The 16244-nt window shown below is 45.6% G+C and carries 13 protein-coding genes; 3 read left to right on the forward strand and 10 right to left on the reverse strand.

The genetic code is table 11. The features are described 5' to 3' along the window. The first annotated feature begins 5 nt into the window (after positions 1-5). On the forward strand, positions 6-2222 hold the full coding sequence (locus tag EKG39_RS04620) for a PAS domain-containing protein (RefSeq protein ID WP_126504550.1): 2217 nt from the start codon (positions 6-8) through the stop codon (positions 2220-2222). Positions 2223-2254: 32 nt separating this feature from the next. Here the strand turns inward: EKG39_RS04620 and EKG39_RS04625 are convergent, their stop codons facing one another. From EKG39_RS04625 to EKG39_RS04635, 3 genes are all read right to left on the reverse strand, one after another. Beyond that, positions 2255-3640, reverse strand: coding sequence for a hypothetical protein (locus EKG39_RS04625; protein WP_126504551.1), 1386 nt, complete (start codon positions 3638-3640; stop codon positions 2255-2257). Between the two features lie 268 nt (positions 3641-3908). Beyond that, positions 3909-4430 carry a hypothetical protein gene (locus tag EKG39_RS04630; protein ID WP_126504552.1) on the reverse strand — a complete coding sequence of 174 codons (522 nt, stop codon included), beginning with the start codon at positions 4428-4430 and terminating at the stop codon, positions 3909-3911. Next, the gene (locus EKG39_RS04635; protein WP_126504553.1) at positions 4423-5157 is read right to left on the reverse strand and encodes a winged helix-turn-helix domain-containing protein; all 735 of its coding nucleotides are present in this window, start codon (positions 5155-5157) and stop codon (positions 4423-4425) included. Before EKG39_RS04635 ends, EKG39_RS04630 begins: the two co-directional genes overlap by 8 nt. 474 nt (positions 5158-5631) lie before the next feature. Between EKG39_RS04635 and EKG39_RS04640 the strand changes: the two genes are divergently transcribed. Beyond that, entirely contained in the window at positions 5632-6456 is an 825-nt protein-coding gene (locus EKG39_RS04640) for a cytochrome c3 family protein (protein ID WP_185817516.1), read from the forward strand. A gap of 11 nt (positions 6457-6467) precedes the next feature. Beyond that, positions 6468-6983, forward strand: coding sequence for a hypothetical protein (locus EKG39_RS04645; protein WP_126504554.1), 516 nt, complete (start codon positions 6468-6470; stop codon positions 6981-6983). Between the two features lie 714 nt (positions 6984-7697). On the opposite strand, the gene EKG39_RS04650 is transcribed toward EKG39_RS04645, so the two are convergent. The 7 genes from EKG39_RS04650 to tkt all read right to left on the reverse strand — a co-directional run bounded on the left by EKG39_RS04650 (position 7698) and on the right by tkt (position 16211). Next, on the reverse strand, positions 7698-8195 hold the full coding sequence (locus tag EKG39_RS04650; RefSeq protein ID WP_126504555.1) for a hypothetical protein: 498 nt from the start codon (positions 8193-8195) through the stop codon (positions 7698-7700). Positions 8196-8223: 28 nt separating this feature from the next. Beyond that, positions 8224-8943, reverse strand: coding sequence for a helix-turn-helix domain-containing protein (locus EKG39_RS04655; protein WP_185817517.1), 720 nt, complete (start codon positions 8941-8943; stop codon positions 8224-8226). Positions 8944-9233: 290 nt separating this feature from the next. Further along, positions 9234-9974 (reverse strand): DUF481 domain-containing protein, encoded by a 741-nt coding sequence (locus tag EKG39_RS04660; RefSeq protein ID WP_126504557.1) that lies wholly within the window; start codon positions 9972-9974, stop codon positions 9234-9236. Positions 9975-10188: 214 nt separating this feature from the next. Further along, entirely contained in the window at positions 10189-11253 is a 1065-nt protein-coding gene (gene fba / locus EKG39_RS04665; RefSeq protein ID WP_126504558.1) for a class II fructose-bisphosphate aldolase, read from the reverse strand. Positions 11254-11482: 229 nt separating this feature from the next. Continuing rightward, on the reverse strand, positions 11483-12658 hold the full coding sequence (locus EKG39_RS04670; RefSeq protein ID WP_126504559.1) for a phosphoglycerate kinase: 1176 nt from the start codon (positions 12656-12658) through the stop codon (positions 11483-11485). Positions 12659-12916: 258 nt separating this feature from the next. Then, a complete protein-coding gene (epd, locus tag EKG39_RS04675; RefSeq protein ID WP_126504560.1) occupies positions 12917-13942 on the reverse strand; it encodes an erythrose-4-phosphate dehydrogenase in 1026 nt (341 codons plus the stop codon). A 277-nt stretch (positions 13943-14219) separates the two neighbouring features. After that, the gene (gene tkt / locus EKG39_RS04680; protein ID WP_126504561.1) at positions 14220-16211 is read right to left on the reverse strand and encodes a transketolase; all 1992 of its coding nucleotides are present in this window, start codon (positions 16209-16211) and stop codon (positions 14220-14222) included. Positions 16212-16244 lie beyond the last annotated feature (33 nt).

Here is a 16244-nt window from a genome sequence, read left to right on the forward strand (position 1 = left end):
TCTAAATGCTGACGCGAAATCTACCTCTGCTTATCGACGCCCAAGGGATCCATTGGTCTAACCAACGATTAATATCTGTTGGTGCCCAGCTGTGCCTGTTGCTACTTAGCGTTGTGTTGCTCAGTAACGTCATCATCACCCTTGGTGAGCGCAGGTTGCAGGAGGACTGGGCCACCCAGAGATACAGCGAACTTCAGGCCGTGGGGACACTGATCGCCGATAAAGTCTCGTTTCAACAATTCAGAACCCAGATGTTTGCTAAATCTGAACTTCTCAATCGTTACCTGAATATTCCCAACGTAGGCAGGCAAGAGAAGTTAGAGAACAACTGGCAGGTAATTACAAAGAATATTCCCGAATTATTGGATATCGCCCTGTTTGACCCCCAAGGCAATTTTAAATTTGCCACCACCGATGACTTTAGTCATGACCCCTTACCCCCCTCTCTGCTCGGCGGCTCACGTAATATGGGTGGAAACGAGATCTATACTTCGCCACTGGAGTTTAGTCCGATCAATGGCAAGCTTGAGCCTTATCTGTATCAGCTTGCCTGGCTCGAAAACCCCGATCAGAGTATAAGGGGCTATTTAGTCACCTATAACTCTATGTCGAAAATGCTCAAGAGCATTAAGCCCGCCTATTCAAGCACTGAGTCTCCACTACTGATGTTAGATACACAGGGACTGGTCTATGCGGGCGCGGATTCACGCCCCTCATTGAAGCGGGTTCCGGATACCATGGGAGGGAGTCTGAAACAGAGTTATCCTGCTCTTTGGCGAAAGATGGCCATGAGTAACTTTGGTCAATTCCATGGCGATAACGCCACCTTTGTTTATCTTAAGGTTGAACTGACGACACAATATGAAACCCGAAGAGAGTATTTTCTGGTTTCATATGTTCGTAACGATGATATTGCAGCAAACTTCTCTCAATGGCGCAGTATCCTTATCGGCGGAGCGACGGTACTCACCTTTCTGGCTTCGATGCTGATCATTCTCAGCCACTCCTATAGACTCGAGCAGCGCTCCAGACAATACAGTATCGAGCTTTCAAACAGCCTCTTCCACAGGGATGTTGGCAGCATCATAGTCAACGATAAGAACCGGGTTATCTCGGCGAATCAGATAGCGGCTCAGCTGTTAGCCCTGCCCAATGATGACCTGTTGGACCGGAGTTTACAGCGGATTTTGCATCTGGAAGATGAAGACTACTCCCTGATAATGAACCAGCTACAACAAGAAAATGAATGGAAGGGTGAATTTGATGCAGGTTCTGAGAGTCAGGCAAAGCTGATAGCTCACATTAAAACCCAACATACGCCGGATAAGAAAAACCAATACCTGCTGATCACTTTTGAAGATGTGACTGAGCTAAAAAAAGCTCAGGATGATGCTCATATCAACCACCTGCTCAATGAAAGTGCGGTTGCAACGGCACTGATAACAGCCGATGGAACGTTGAAGAGAACCAACACGGCATTCGATAAACAGATCCAACTAAAAGAGTGCACCAGCAAAAAGTTAACCGAAATATTGGACCATAACTTAGGCAATAAATGGTCACAGATTTTACAGCAGATCATTCTTCAGGGAAGCTGGAAGGGACAGGTACTTTGTTCACCTAATAGTGTCGAAAGTGCGTGTCTACAAGCCACCCTCAAAGGTAATTTAGACTCCTCAGGCGATATCGAATATATCGTCTGCACCTTCGAGCAAGCGACGCCTAAAGCCAGCATTCATGACATCGGCGACCTCGTGCCTCACCGCACAACCATCTTGGTTAACCTAAGGGATCTCGACAGTTATTTTAAGTCTCTGAGTCAATACAGCAGGGAGAATTCAAGCCTCCTGCTTATCGATATCACAGCCGAGAGTATGCTCAGTCATATGAGTGATATTGGTCAATTAGAAAGCCGTCAGAAAGAGGTAGAGATACAACTTCTCAGAGAGTTACCTACAGGCTACCAGATGTCCCATTGGCAACTGGGCAAGTTAATCATCATACTGCCGGACACAGATGCCGATAATGCCCATCACTTCGCTATCAAGTCCATGGGTAGCCTGAATGATATGGGGCTAGGTGAAGGCATCTGTATGGGCATAGCCGCCTATCAGGATAATCAGAGTCTGGAGCAATACCTGAGTAATGCAGAGGTGGCACTCAAACGGGCGAAACAAACGGGCGAACAGCGGATCTGTCAGGCCTTTACCAGACTGAGTTAAGATAGAGACGAGCTCGGGGCTCGTCACTACTTTTAATCCATATCAGGGATCCCATCGGGGAGATCACTTTGACTCACATCGACTATGGTCGAGCGATTCATGGTGATCTTGTAGCGTGCATATTGAACCTCATCCTTGTCATCTCTGACTGCCAAGATCAAATTTATCTGGTACCTGCGCTCGACAGAGTCATTACTGATCTTGCCATCTTGCTCTTTATAGATCTTGGCTTTACCACGTTCTAAGTATCGAGCAAATGGAGCGAGACTGAAGTTAACCTGCTCCTGAATAGTGGTATATCCGGCTAAGAAATCTTTCTGAGTCACTCTGGTATGTATGCCGTAATGCAGCACTTCTGCATCGAGTTTATTCTGGCTATGACGCCTCTTCAAAATCTCAGAAACCTTAGCAGGCAGCTCCGCAGACTTCATAAAGTCCATCCAGACGAGTTGTTTCGCAATCGGAGTCTGACTGGTGGTATCCCTGAGAATGCGACTCCACTTAGGACGCCCTTTCTGAATAACCCGCCATAGAGCGTTACGGATATCTTCCTTAAATATTTCTCGAAACCCGTAAATAACCGCTAATGTCAGCACCAATGCTATCGTTAGGCCACTGAAGACACCCTGAGCCTTTATAATTAAGGCGGAAACGACCAGCATTACCATTGCCGTAGCAAAGCCTGTGGTCATCTTCTTAAGACCAACGCCTAAGGTTTTGAGTTCGTCTTTTAAAACCACACCTTGCTGAATTAACCGCCTGAGTAATAGCATCTTATTGGAGATACGATTCGGATCATCTACGGTCTGAAGCGAGTTATATCGTTTCGACTTTCTATGCTCATGCTCTGAGCGACACAAGCCGACAACATTATCCACTATCTCGCTGTATTCGCTGCTTCTGGGCGCTCGCGATAACAACTTCAATAATCTCTGCTCACAGAACCAGGAGAGGTAGTTATCTGCATTTTCAAAATAGGACTTCCACTTAGGATCACTGGGCTCATTACGGCGGAACTTCTTCAACAGTTGAACAACCAGCTCATAGAGATCGTTTAGTGCAGCATAAAACTCCTTCGCATCCTCTACCTGCCCCACTTCCTTGCTGTCAGTTTCGATGGCAACTGCAAACTGATATGCAAACAGATTCAGATAGAGACGAAACTCCTCAACCGTACGCTTCTTCTGACTGGCGAAGCGACTCTGCACCAGGGGAAGATGTATGGCTGTGGAGTAATATGAACGACGACCGGTAATGGCTGAGTGGTAATACTCCTCCTCATTGAGGCTATGCGGGCCAATACCCATCTCTTTAGGGAGGAAAAAATAGAGATCCAGACGTCGGTTAGCTCCCACCTTCATCTGATGGATAAACTTAATAGAGAGGGATTCTTCCTGTTTGACTCGAATTTTAGCCACTGAACTCCTGAATAATTGCGAAATTAAATCATATAGTTATCTATGACTTTTATTATAGCCTATCAGGGCCTGTTGATCTTTCAGATCTGCAGCTGCTGGCTACCAAAACAAGCTGAAAAATAGCTAAGCCAATTTAAAGTCATTAAACACTGACCTTAAATAGACTTAGTTGGCAGCTGAACGAGTGGTTATGAGCCGGTACGACTAACTCAGCTAATTCAAGCAAGCTAGGCGACTCAACTAATACAATTAATGTAGCATCTCTCAACTAATGCACCAGACGACAGCCACAGACCGTATTACTCGGTTGAAACAGTACGATGGCGTAGTCTTTCTGCTCATCGAGATCTAATGTTTCAATACTAAGATTGTGCATCCCCTTATTATCCAGATTAAAGGAGCTGACGTAGGAGAGATACTGCATATGCTCAGGCTGTCTCTGTTCATCCTCGACCTCCGACTCCTCTTTCGTCTTTACAGAAAAAGAGTACTTGTTGGCATCGCTATCGTAGTTTAACAAACTGCCCTTCATGCGGATATTACCGGCCGAGCTACCATCTAAGTTGAAATACCGGTAATTAAACTGTGCCTGCTTCCCCTTAGCAATGACATCGACAAGCAGATAGTGGCGCCCCTTATCGCTATCGCCCTTGTGTCTGTCGAATAGTTCAGAGCTGCAATTTAACATCAAGGTCTCGCTCGGGTTCAGATAGCGATAGCTGATAGAGATACTGATTACCAGCAAGACTAAGATGATGGAGTTGACTCCCCAGAGTAATTTTCTATTCACAAAGCGCCACCTCATCTAACCAAGCTTCTGAGATAAATTGTTTCTGTTGCCGAAAATCAGATAACTTAAGGTTTCTTACCACCGACTGACCCAGTTTCTCCCCTCTCATGGTGATATTAAACACCTGCTCATCATGGGACAAAGATAGATAGATATCTTGCCATGGCGCCGAATAACAGCCTTTGAATCCGGCAGAAAATTGGGTGATAACACTCATCAGTGATTCATTATTTGTCTTAGACTTAGAGTAACTGATTAATTTAATCTGCTGACCGGACAGGAGAGTTAACGGCGTAACATTGTACGGCTCGGTAGTCGAACCACTCTTTGAAAACTGGCTAACCAATGCTATGGCTATGACAATAGCCACTATCATCAAGCCCAGGATCAACCCACGCTTGAGTTTGACCATCTGTGCCCATTGAGTATGTTTAGCCTCGCCCCGTAGCCGATAGCCTTTACTCTTTACCGTCTCAATCAACTGCTCGTGTTCCGGCCCTAAGAAAGAGCGCAACATAAAAACGGCGCGAGTCACGGAAGAATCACTCAAAGGTGGGTGCTCTTCATCTGCAGCACCTAATTTCTGTTTCGCAACAATCCTGTTGCGATTGGCAATAAGTAACTTAAGTACTTGTAGTTCGGCCCTGGGTAGGTGCCACACATCGCCATTTTCCAGATTTGTTAGTTGCGCTCGCTGAATATCAAACTGACAACTGCCCAATTGCATATCTCTAGCTTCCTTAACAGATAACAATTAAATCATATTCAATAAAACTAATAATTTCTGTGATCCCCCCTGTCTCCTATAAAAGTGCGCTAAAAAATATACACTTAGAGGCAAGATGATGACAATTTTGAGAACGAAATCACACTGTTGAAGAGATGAATAAGATTCTGAGCTTATCTTCACAATAGTCGAATTAACATGAATTTAACAAATAAAGTGATCTATATCTGTTCCAATTCTGTAAAACCGATGTTACTACCGCTCCCCAATCTATAAATCACATCATCCCGACTCTCATTTGGTTCAAAAGATTTTTCTAATCAACCTCAATATTCATATGGCGAAGATCACACTATTTATAAACCTGACGGCGCAAACTTAACTCAAGTCAAACGGCGGCGAAGTCAACCCAGGCCAAGCCACTTTAAGTAAGTAAGCCATACAAAAATAACGCTTATTCAGTAAGGAATGATTATGACTATTAACAGACGACAAGCATTAACCCAAATCATTGGTATCAGCACAGCGGCCGCAGGTGCGACCCTTATGGGTACTTCGGCTTTTGCGGCTACAGATGAAGCCGGGAACTACAAATTAGAACTGGGCGAGAAGCTCAAGTATTTTCCACTGGATGCTATGGCAACGGCCAAAGTCGCCTATGAGACAGGTGGCGGCTGTATGCATCAGGTCTTCCACTCTATGGTCCATATGTTAAGCTTGTCTGACAGTGCCGATGCAGCCAAGTTTGCGTCTATTCCTACCGCACTGGCCGGTTATGGTGCGGCAGGGATAGCAGGGCAAGGCACTGTCTGCGGTAACAACAACGCAACAGGTATGTTGGTGAATATCCTTGGTGATATAAACGGACAAAACTCGGCGGTTATCGGCTCACTATTCAGATATTACGAGAATACCGAACTTCCGCTTTCATCTGATGAGTTCGTCGCCGGTATCGGCTCTACTGCCGAGAAGACAAAAGATGAGGTTGTCACCTCTTCTGTTGCCAACAGCATTTTATGTCACTCATCAATCAGTAACTGGTCTAGGGCATCGGGCAGAACATTCGCCCAGAAAGGTGAGCGCTGTAAGCGTCTGTCGGCTTCAATCGCCTACCACCTCGTAGAGCTATTGAACCGCGCCTATGCAGGTGAAGACCTGAGTGCCCTTCCTGAGTCTAAGCCTTCGGAAGAAGCACAAGCCTGTAAGAGCTGTCACGGCGTAGATGCAACGATGGGCTCAGGTGCCAGCGTTAAAGCCGATATGGAATGTACAACTTGTCACACTGGCCACTTCAACTAGAGGAGCGCGTCATGAACTATAAACTATTTGGCGTACTCTTAGCCGGAACATTACTGACCACCGCCTGCAGTGATAGCGACAGTACTCCGCCGCCACCGCCGCCAGAGCCAGTGACAGTTGATATTGATCAGGCTGCTACCATTGGGCTGAAGTTAGCCACTTTTGATGGTGTCAGCGGCGCATTAAGCTTTAGTCTCAGCGATGCCGATGAATTGGCAATCACTAACGCTAAGGACTATCGAATTGTCTACTTTGGTTTTCCGGACCATGATGAGAAGTCATCTAAACCTAAAGCGTGGAAACGTTGGCACCTGAGCAAGTCTTATCTGTGCGACAGTGAAGCCAATGAGTGCGAAGGTTTGCTGACAGAGACTGAAACGAAAGGAACTTATACCTTCGAGGCTCCGGATCTGGATTGGGATAGCGATGCCACTCCTGGCGCAGTACAGAAGTACAAAGTTGCCATCGAAATAAAAGGAGCGTTAAGCAGCAGTGAGTTGGAGCTACTTCCACCACCATCTGTATAAGAGTAAATGTTTTAATGTGTTCCACCGATGGGAATTGGAGCTGCTTTACATAGCATGGTGTTTGTCGCCATTGCGAGCCTGGGTTCATCACCATGACTTAGTGTAAAGCAGTTCCCCATCGTTAAACGTTAGCCGCCCTTTATTTACCATCAAATTGGCGAAATATTAATTAGATTGCTATCGTCCCCACTTTGGAGAGGTTTCCCCTCTCCTTTTTTTGTCTCCTCCCTATCCTCGTCACAGTAAAACTTATAACTCATTACTCTTCAAATTCCCCCTCAAGCCAGTATTGGAAAAACAGATACATACCGCCTCCAGACTCGTCTCGGGTGACTAACTACAGACGCCCACTAAGTACAGAGCAGCGAGCAACATCATGATCCTTTAAGCGAGCCTATGACAAGTTGCAGATGACTCATGGCCGGAAGAATATGTTTTAAAGCATGGACAGAGCGACTCATTGAAGACCGGGCCCAATGCCTCTAAAGCAGCTCCCATAAACTTAGCACTCTGCACTGCTCAGGGCTTTCAGCTGAATAAAATGATGATTTATACCGATTGGTATTTACACTTACTGGAAGGCTAGAAATAAGGAGCGAATGGCTAAGATAGAAGCTAACACAGTCGATGTTTATCGCGGTGTCTGTTCTGATAGAACATTAAAATTAAAGAGCTACAGGGAAACTGCGCAGAGAGTATATAGGAATAAATGAGTTAATTGAGATCGCAGGCCCAGATGCCATTACCGGGACGAAACTGAATGACCGCATTGCCTTGCACTGCATTCATATCGAGTACATGAATATCGAGTGGGATAGAGTGGGGAGTATCGCCAGAGAGAGGGTTACGACTATATTCGATGAGCCTGCTCATCCGTTCAGGAAATCGGGGGGGAGAAATATGAGAAAGCAACTCGCCACTATCGAGTGCTAATCGGTAGGTCATAGTCTCAAGGTCAAGCTCGAGAAGCGTCCCTCTCATGATGATGCTGCTCTGTTCAATTTCCTCTTCGAGAAACCGGTACTGAAGTTCGACCAACTTTCCCTTAGTGGTGATATCGATAACAACATCCGTGGGTCTACCTTCGAAAGCATTGTAGATATTGGCTTTGCAGGATGCGGTGAGGTTCTCGCCATTCATCACGTAGTAATTAAGTCCCAAACAGAAGCCGACAATCATCAAGAAGGTGATGATAAGCGGCCAGACTTTCACACCCTGTCTTAGGTTACCGGGAAAGCGATTAATCACAGATCCCAACTTTTTTTAACCAGCTATGATTGATGAAATTCCACTGCGCATCTATCGGCACGATCTTCAGTGTCTTCATTTCGGCTTTTCCGCCGATATCGTTTCTAAGAGCGATGCTGATAACGCCATTTTTCGGGTTATCAGAGGAAACAGACAGAAAAATCTGTCGCCACGGCGTAACTGAGCAGGTTTCGACTGACTCTATAAAGTGATTACTCTGATAAAAATAGGCCTGTTCCTGCTCCTCTGAACTAAAGGATGGAAAATAAGATACGGTGCCAGACTGTGTTGTCAGTACGTGTTTATTTTCAGGCTTGATATCCACCGCAGGCTCAAAAAATGAGTAGATGAGAACAATCAATAATAAGATTTGAGCAACCAAGATGCTGTAATGCTTCTTAGAGATACTTCTGAAAGGTGTAGAGGAAAGCTCGCCTGATTTAACCGAAGGTTTATTATGTAAAACATAACCTTGATCATCGACGCGTTCGATCAAAGAGGCGTATCGCTTCTCAAGGTAAAAACAGATCCGCTCTATAGATTCGGTTAATATCTCTACCTTACGGTTTTCTACAGGCATCCCCTGCAATAATTCCTGAATAGAGAGTACCTTACCGCGATGTTTAACCAACATATCAAGTACAGAGAATTCAACAGCAGACATTTTCCAACTGGTGTCATTAATCAGATTGGACAAAGTCTTTCGACTCACATCAAACCAACAGCAACCAATTTGCATTTATCTGCCTCAAATCAAGTATATGGCAAAACATTGTAACGATTCCTAACACGTCAATCTGTGATCGCAATAAGCTATGCAGGAGCAAAGAGCAAATTCGTGATAGGGAACACGTTAATAGTTTAAAATGAACAAGATAGCTATAGCGGGAAGGTTACATCGGTTAACTAAAGGTAAATAGATAGGTGAGTAAAAGTCATATTTAAGCTGAGTTTTTACAATAAAAAAGCACCCGAAGGTGCTTTTCTTTAAATTAGTATGGCTTAAAATGCATACAATAAGGTCATATTAGTTTCGGTATCTGTGCTTTTCTTATCGTCTAACGGCTCACTGTTATAACGAACAATAACCGCAAACTTCATCGCTAGTGCTCCGATAATATTAGCTGTGATAGAGGTTTCCGAACGCCCCTCTAAACTGTCACCATAATCGGCAACAAACATCTGCTTAAACTTTGAAGAGTCTGTTATCTGTTGCTCGTAGTTAACCACACCGTGAGCCACCCAGCTATCTTCTGTGTCATAACCGGCAACCGCAGCGCTTTCATTATCCAGACGTTTATACTGAAAACCCGGACCGACTTCAATATTGAAAAGAGTCTTGCCCGTATCGATAAACTTGTGACCATAACCGGCAGAAACAGTAGATTTTGAATCGAAGCCGGTAAATGGGTCTATCTCATGGTTACCGTTAACGAACGTGTAGCTCTTTTCATCGAACTTATAATCCGCCTGAATTAAGCCGTAGTAACGCTTACCGGTCACCTCACCAGTGTCCTCTTTATATAAAGCTTCCAACAGGTACTGGTTTTCCCAGTTGCCCAGTTCATGCTTCATATCCAGACGAGCCTTTACTGACGTCGTTTCGGTGTTACCCGTGGTCATCGTCGCACCCAGCTCGGCATCTCCGCCGAAGATCTTATCGCCTTCGACAAAGTTAGCGCCCGCTTGAGCAGCAAAAGGTGCAGCCATTAAAATAGCAGATGCTATAAGCAATTTTTTCATTTTTATACCACTCCGAAAGATCATATCCCTTAAAATCGGCGCAATATTAACACTCACAAAACAGAATTGAAAATACTTGATACAGTTCAAATATGACTTATCAGTAACTGGTGTTTATCCTACTGATATTGCTAACCAAACTAAACATGACAGAAATAAAAATGCCCGCACTGGGCGGGCATTTAAGACAAGTTGCCTTTTAGATTAAAACGATTTATTTAATCTGCGGATCAAGTTCACCTGACTGGTATGCTTTATACATAGCCTGTAGTGACTTAGGCTTAATCTTAGAGCCCATGCCTGCACAACCAAAGGCTTCGTAGCGCGTAGTACAGATATCGGCCATCGCTTCCATAGACGCCTTAAGGAACTTACGTGGATCAAATTCACTTGGGTTTTCGGCTAAGAACTTACGTACGGCACCCGTAGATGCTAAACGAAGATCGGTATCGATATTGACCTTGCGAACACCATGCTTGATACCTTCAACGATCTCCTCTAATGGGACACCGTAGGTCTCAGGCATATCGCCACCGTACTCGTTAATCACCTTCAACCACTCCTGTGGTACTGATGAAGAACCATGCATCACCAGGTGAGTATTAGGAATACGTGCGTGGATCTCTTTAATACGGTCGATACGCAGTACATCGCCGGTAGGTTTACGGCTGAACTTATACGCACCATGACTGGTACCGATGGCAATAGCCAATGCATCGACATGAGTATCGGCAACGAAACGTGCTGCCTCTTCAGGTGTGGTTAGCATCTGGTCCATGCTCAAAATACCCGCAGCACCGATTCCATCTTCTTCACCGGCTTCACCGGTTTCAAGACTCCCCAGACAACCGATCTCGCCTTCAACAGATACACCACAAGCGTGAGCAAATGCTACCGTCTTGCGTGTTACGTCGACGTTATACTCATATGAAGCAGGCGTCTTACCGTCTGCCATCAATGAACCGTCCATCATTACCGATGACATACCTAACTGAATTGAACGCTGACAAATGTCAGGATCTGTACCGTGATCCTGGTGAATACACACAGGAATATCAGGGTACTGCTCAAGTGCTGCGGCCATCAGATACTTAAGGAACTGAGGACGGGCATATTTACGTGCACCAGCCGAAGCCTGAACGATAACAGGGCTATCGGTTGCCTCAGCAGCTTGCATAATTGCACGCATCTGCTCAAGGTTGTTTACGTTAAAAGCGGGGACGCCATAACCATGTTCTGCAGCATGATCTAGCATTTGACGTAGGGAAATTAAAGCCATTTTTTACTCCAATAATAGGGTGATTGGCATCACCGAGGTCACTATCGTTTGGATTGATTTTTATATGCTTTAACCCATGAACATGAATGAATAACAGTTCTGAGAACTAGTACTCCCACCTATAACAGTGGTTCATTAACATGAGTCAAAGCACGGTTTTTTTTATTTTAATTTAAACTATTCAGCTGATTTTTATTATTTTTTCAGCTTTTTACTTACTCTTTATTTGCTATTCGCCGCGAGACTCAAGCATAGCAACGGCTGGCAACTCTTTTCCTTCGAGGAACTCGAGGAATGCACCGCCACCCGTTGAGATATATGAAACTTTATCCGCAATATCATACTTATCGACAGCCGCTAGAGTATCACCACCACCGGCAATCGAGAAAGCATCAGATTCTGCAATCGCTTGAGCGATACGCTTAGTACCTTCACCAAACTGATCGAATTCAAATACGCCTACAGGACCATTCCATACGATTGTACCCGCATTTTTAAGAATCTCAGCCAACGCCTCTGCACTGTCAGGTCCGATATCGAAGATCATATCGTCGCTGGTGACTTCACTGACGTCTTTAAGTGTTGCGCTCGCCGTAGGACTAAACTCACCGGCAACAACGACATCGGTCGGTACCGGAATATCACCACCACGGCTCTGTGCGTTAGCCACAAGACGCTTAGCTTCCTCAATCAGATCGGCTTCATAAAGTGACTTACCCACTTCGTGTCCAGCTGCTGCGATAAAGGTATTCGCGATTCCACCACCAACAACAAGTTGGTCAACGATGCCAGAAAGGCTTTCGAGAACGGTAAGCTTAGTCGACACTTTTGAGCCGCCAACGATGGCAACCAGTGGGCGTGCCGGGTTATCCATCGCCTTACCAAGAGCTTCCAGCTCACCGGCAAGCAAAGGACCCGCACAAGCCACAGGAGCATGCAGACCGACGCCATGAGTCGATGCCTGTGCACGATGCGCAGTACCGAAGGCATCCATCACATAGACATCACATAATGCGGCTAATTTCTTAGCTAAAGCTTCATCGTTTTTCTTCTCACCGACATTGAAGCGTACATTTTCAAACACAACAAGTTCGCCCACATTGGCTTCTACACCATCGAGGTAATCCGTCGCCAGACGTACCGGACACGCTAAGGCTTTTGTCAGGTAATCGACGACAGGTTGCAGTGAAAACTCTGCATTGTATTCACCTTCAGTCGGACGACCAAGGTGAGACATGACCATAACGGCAGCTCCCTTCTCGAGTGCAAGCTTGATAGTAGGCAGTGCAGCACGAAGGCGCGCATCACTGGTCACTACACCGTCACTGACCGGTACATTAAGATCTTCACGAATAAGCACTCGCTTACCTTGGAGATCTAACTCTGACATATTGATAATAGCCATTTTATGTTTCCTTAAATGTTTAAAATTAAAAGTTAAAAGTTAAAGGTTAAAAATAAATTGGTTCCTGATCGCTGGGACACTACACCAAGCCATCAAGTAAATTATAAGTCCAAAGCTAAGGTGATGGCCTTCGGCCTATTGCTTCGCTGGCGGCTCCGCCTATTCGACGGGCTTTGCCCTATTTCGGCAAAGAAAAGATAGCCAGTTTGCTGGTGTCATCTTGGCACCACCGGCGCAGTTTCGTCTTGGCCCTAAACTCTATGCGGCTCTTATGGCCTTTATCATCTCTAAACTGGTATCTAACATGCGGTTAGCAAAGCCCCATTCGTTGTCGCACCATAGGAGCAACTTCACTAAATGACCGTCACTGACTCGGGTCTGGGTACCATCTACTATGCTGGATCTTGGATCGTGGTTAAAATCACACGATACTAATGGCTCATTAGTATAGCCTAAAACGCCCTTATAAAGGCCTGTAGAGGAAGTAGAAAGCACCCGATTTACGTGAGCAATGTCAACTCTTGATTCCAGAGTCACAGAAAGATCGATAGCTGTGACATTGATCGTGGGCACCCGCACCGAAATTGCTTCAAATTTATCCTTCATCTGAGGCAATATGCGCTCGATTCCTCTGGCTAATTTGGTATCAACCGGAATAATTGACTGACCTGCGGCACGTGTCCTTCGCAGATCATCATGATAGGCATCGATCACTTGCTGATCATTCATCGCGGAGTGAATCGTCGTTATGGCCCCACTTTTCACTTTAAAGTGTTCATCTAACACTTCGATGACAGGCACAATACAGTTTGTTGTACACGAGGCGTTAGAGACCACAGTATGCTCTGCTTTAAGAAGGTGGTGATTGACCCCATAGACAATTGTCGCATCGACATCACTCGAGCTTGGATGACTAATCAATACTTGCTTCGCCCCGGCATGGACATGGGCTTCACAGCTTTCTCTATCGGAAAATGCCCCCGTCGCCTCATAAACAATATCGATATCCATCTCCCGCCACGGGAGCTCTGTGGGATCACTTTCATGTAAAAGCGTAATGGCATCATCACCGATAACCATCTTTCGGCCGTCAGCATCGAGAGCAGCCTGAGATTGAAAGCGTCCGTGGGTCGTATCGTATTGGGTAAGATGAAGCATGGCTTCTGGAGTTGCGAGTTCATTGATGGCCACGATCTGAATTTGATCGCGTTTACCCGACTCGTAAAGAGCACGAAGAATTGAACGACCGATACGGCCATATCCATTGATTGCGACTCTGATCATTAAACTAATTCTATCCTTTCATACCAATTTCTTGATACTCATTTTTTGATACGATAACGGCCTACCATTCTCGGTAAGCCGTTATAACATGAGCACTTAAAACTTAAAAAAGGAAAAGTCTGCAGCGCTCAATATTTTGTATCTTTACCAGCAAAGGGACGCACTGAATTATCAAGTTTGATAATCAAGGTGCATCACGATTTGCTTTGGCTAAAAACAGATTAAAGGGCTTTTTTGAAGCCCTTAAATTCAAGTCTTTTACTTAAAGCTCTTTAAATTAAAGCCCTTTAGCCGTTGCAACTACATTGTCGACAGTAAAGCCGAAGTGTTTCATCAGCTCTCCACCTGGAGCCGACTCACCAAATGTAGTCATACCAACAACCGCACCACCGAATCCAACATACTTATGCCAGAAATCTACGTGAGCCGCTTCGATGGCTACACGCTTAGTCACAGTGCTTGGCAACACAGACTCTTTGTATGCCGCATCTTGCTTATCAAACTCGTTAGTCGATGGCATAGACACTACGCGTACCTTCTGACCCTGTTCTGTAAGCACTGCTGCCGAATCGATAGCTAGCTGTACTTCAGAACCTGTAGCGATAAGGATTAAATCAGGAGTACCGGCACAATCAGATAGTACATAACCACCCTTAGCCACATCCGCTAACTGCTGAGAGCTACGTGGTTGAGCCTTAAGACCTTGACGGCTGAAGATCAACGATGTTGGTGCCTCGCGACGTTCGATAGCATTTTTCCATGATACAGCCGTTTCAGCAGCATCACATGGACGCCATACAGCCATATTAGGAGTCATACGCAGGTTAGCCAACTGTTCTACAGGCTGATGCGTTGGACCATCTTCACCCTGACCAATTGAATCATGGGTATAAACAAAGATGTTTTGAATGCCCATCAGCGCAGACATACGTACCGCGTTACGGGCATATTCCATAAACATCATGAACGTAGCGCCGAAATTGATGAAACCACCATGCAGTGACACACCATTCATGATGCCGCTCATACCGAATTCACGAACACCGTAATAGATGTAGTTACCGGCGGCATCGTCCTGAATACCTTTAGAACCCGACCAAAGCGTCAGGTTAGAACCCGCTAAATCGGCACTGCCACCTAACATTTCAGGTAGGATAGCACCGAATGCTGCGATAGCATTTTGTGATGCTTTACGGCTGGCGATGCCTTCCGCTTTATCCTGACACTCTTGGATAAAAGCTTGTGCTTTAGCTTCGAAATCAGCAGGTAGTTCACCGGTAATAACACGACGCTCATATTCACTTGCAAGCTCAGGGAACTCAGCCTTATATGCGGCTAGTTTGTCGCTCCAGGCAGATTCTCTGCTAGCGCCAATATCTTTTGCATCCCATCCCTTGTAAACGTTCTCAGGGATTTCAAATGCGCCATGTTCCCAACCAAGGAATTCACGTGTCGCGGCAATTTCAGCATCACCTAGCGGTGCGCCGTGACAGTCGTGGCTACCAGACTTGTTTGGTGAGCCAAAACCGATAGTTGTCTTACAGCAGATCATCGTTGGCTTATCGGTGACAGATTTAGCTTCTTCGATCGCCGCACGGATAGCATCACTATCGTGACCATCGACGTTAGCAATGACATGCCAGCCATATGATTCGAAACGCTTTGGCGTATCGTCGGTGAACCAACCTTCGACGTGTCCGTCGATAGAGATACCGTTGTCATCCCAAAATGCAACCAGCTTACCCAGACCTAGAGTACCAGCTAGTGAACAGGCTTCATGGGAGATACCTTCCATCAAACAGCCATCACCCAAGAAGCAATAGGTGAAATGATCGACAATATCGTGACCAGGGCGGTTAAACTGAGCAGCCAGAGTTTTCTCTGCGATAGCCATACCTACAGCATTACTGATGCCGGCGCCTAATGGACCTGTCGTCGTTTCAACACCTGGTGTGTAACCATATTCCGGGTGACCAGGCGTTTTAGAGTGAAGTTGACGGAAGTTTTGCAACTCTTCGATTGGCAATGCATAACCCGTAAGGTGAAGCAAAGAGTAGATAAGCATTGAGCCGTGGCCGTTTGATAGAATGAAACGGTCGCGATCAACCCATTCAGGGTTGTTAGGGTTGTGCTTAAGGAAATCATTCCATAGCACTTCAGCAATATCCGCCATCCCCATTGGTGCACCAGGGTGACCAGATTTGGCTTTCTGAACGGCATCCATGGTTAATGCGCGGATAGCGTTTGCGAGTTCTTTGCGAGATGACATGCTCTCTCCTGCTTATTATTGGGGGTTTGCGGG

Origin of the sequence: Shewanella atlantica (assembly GCF_003966265.1) — a bacterium.
GTDB classification, from domain to species: domain Bacteria; phylum Pseudomonadota; class Gammaproteobacteria; order Enterobacterales; family Shewanellaceae; genus Shewanella; species Shewanella atlantica.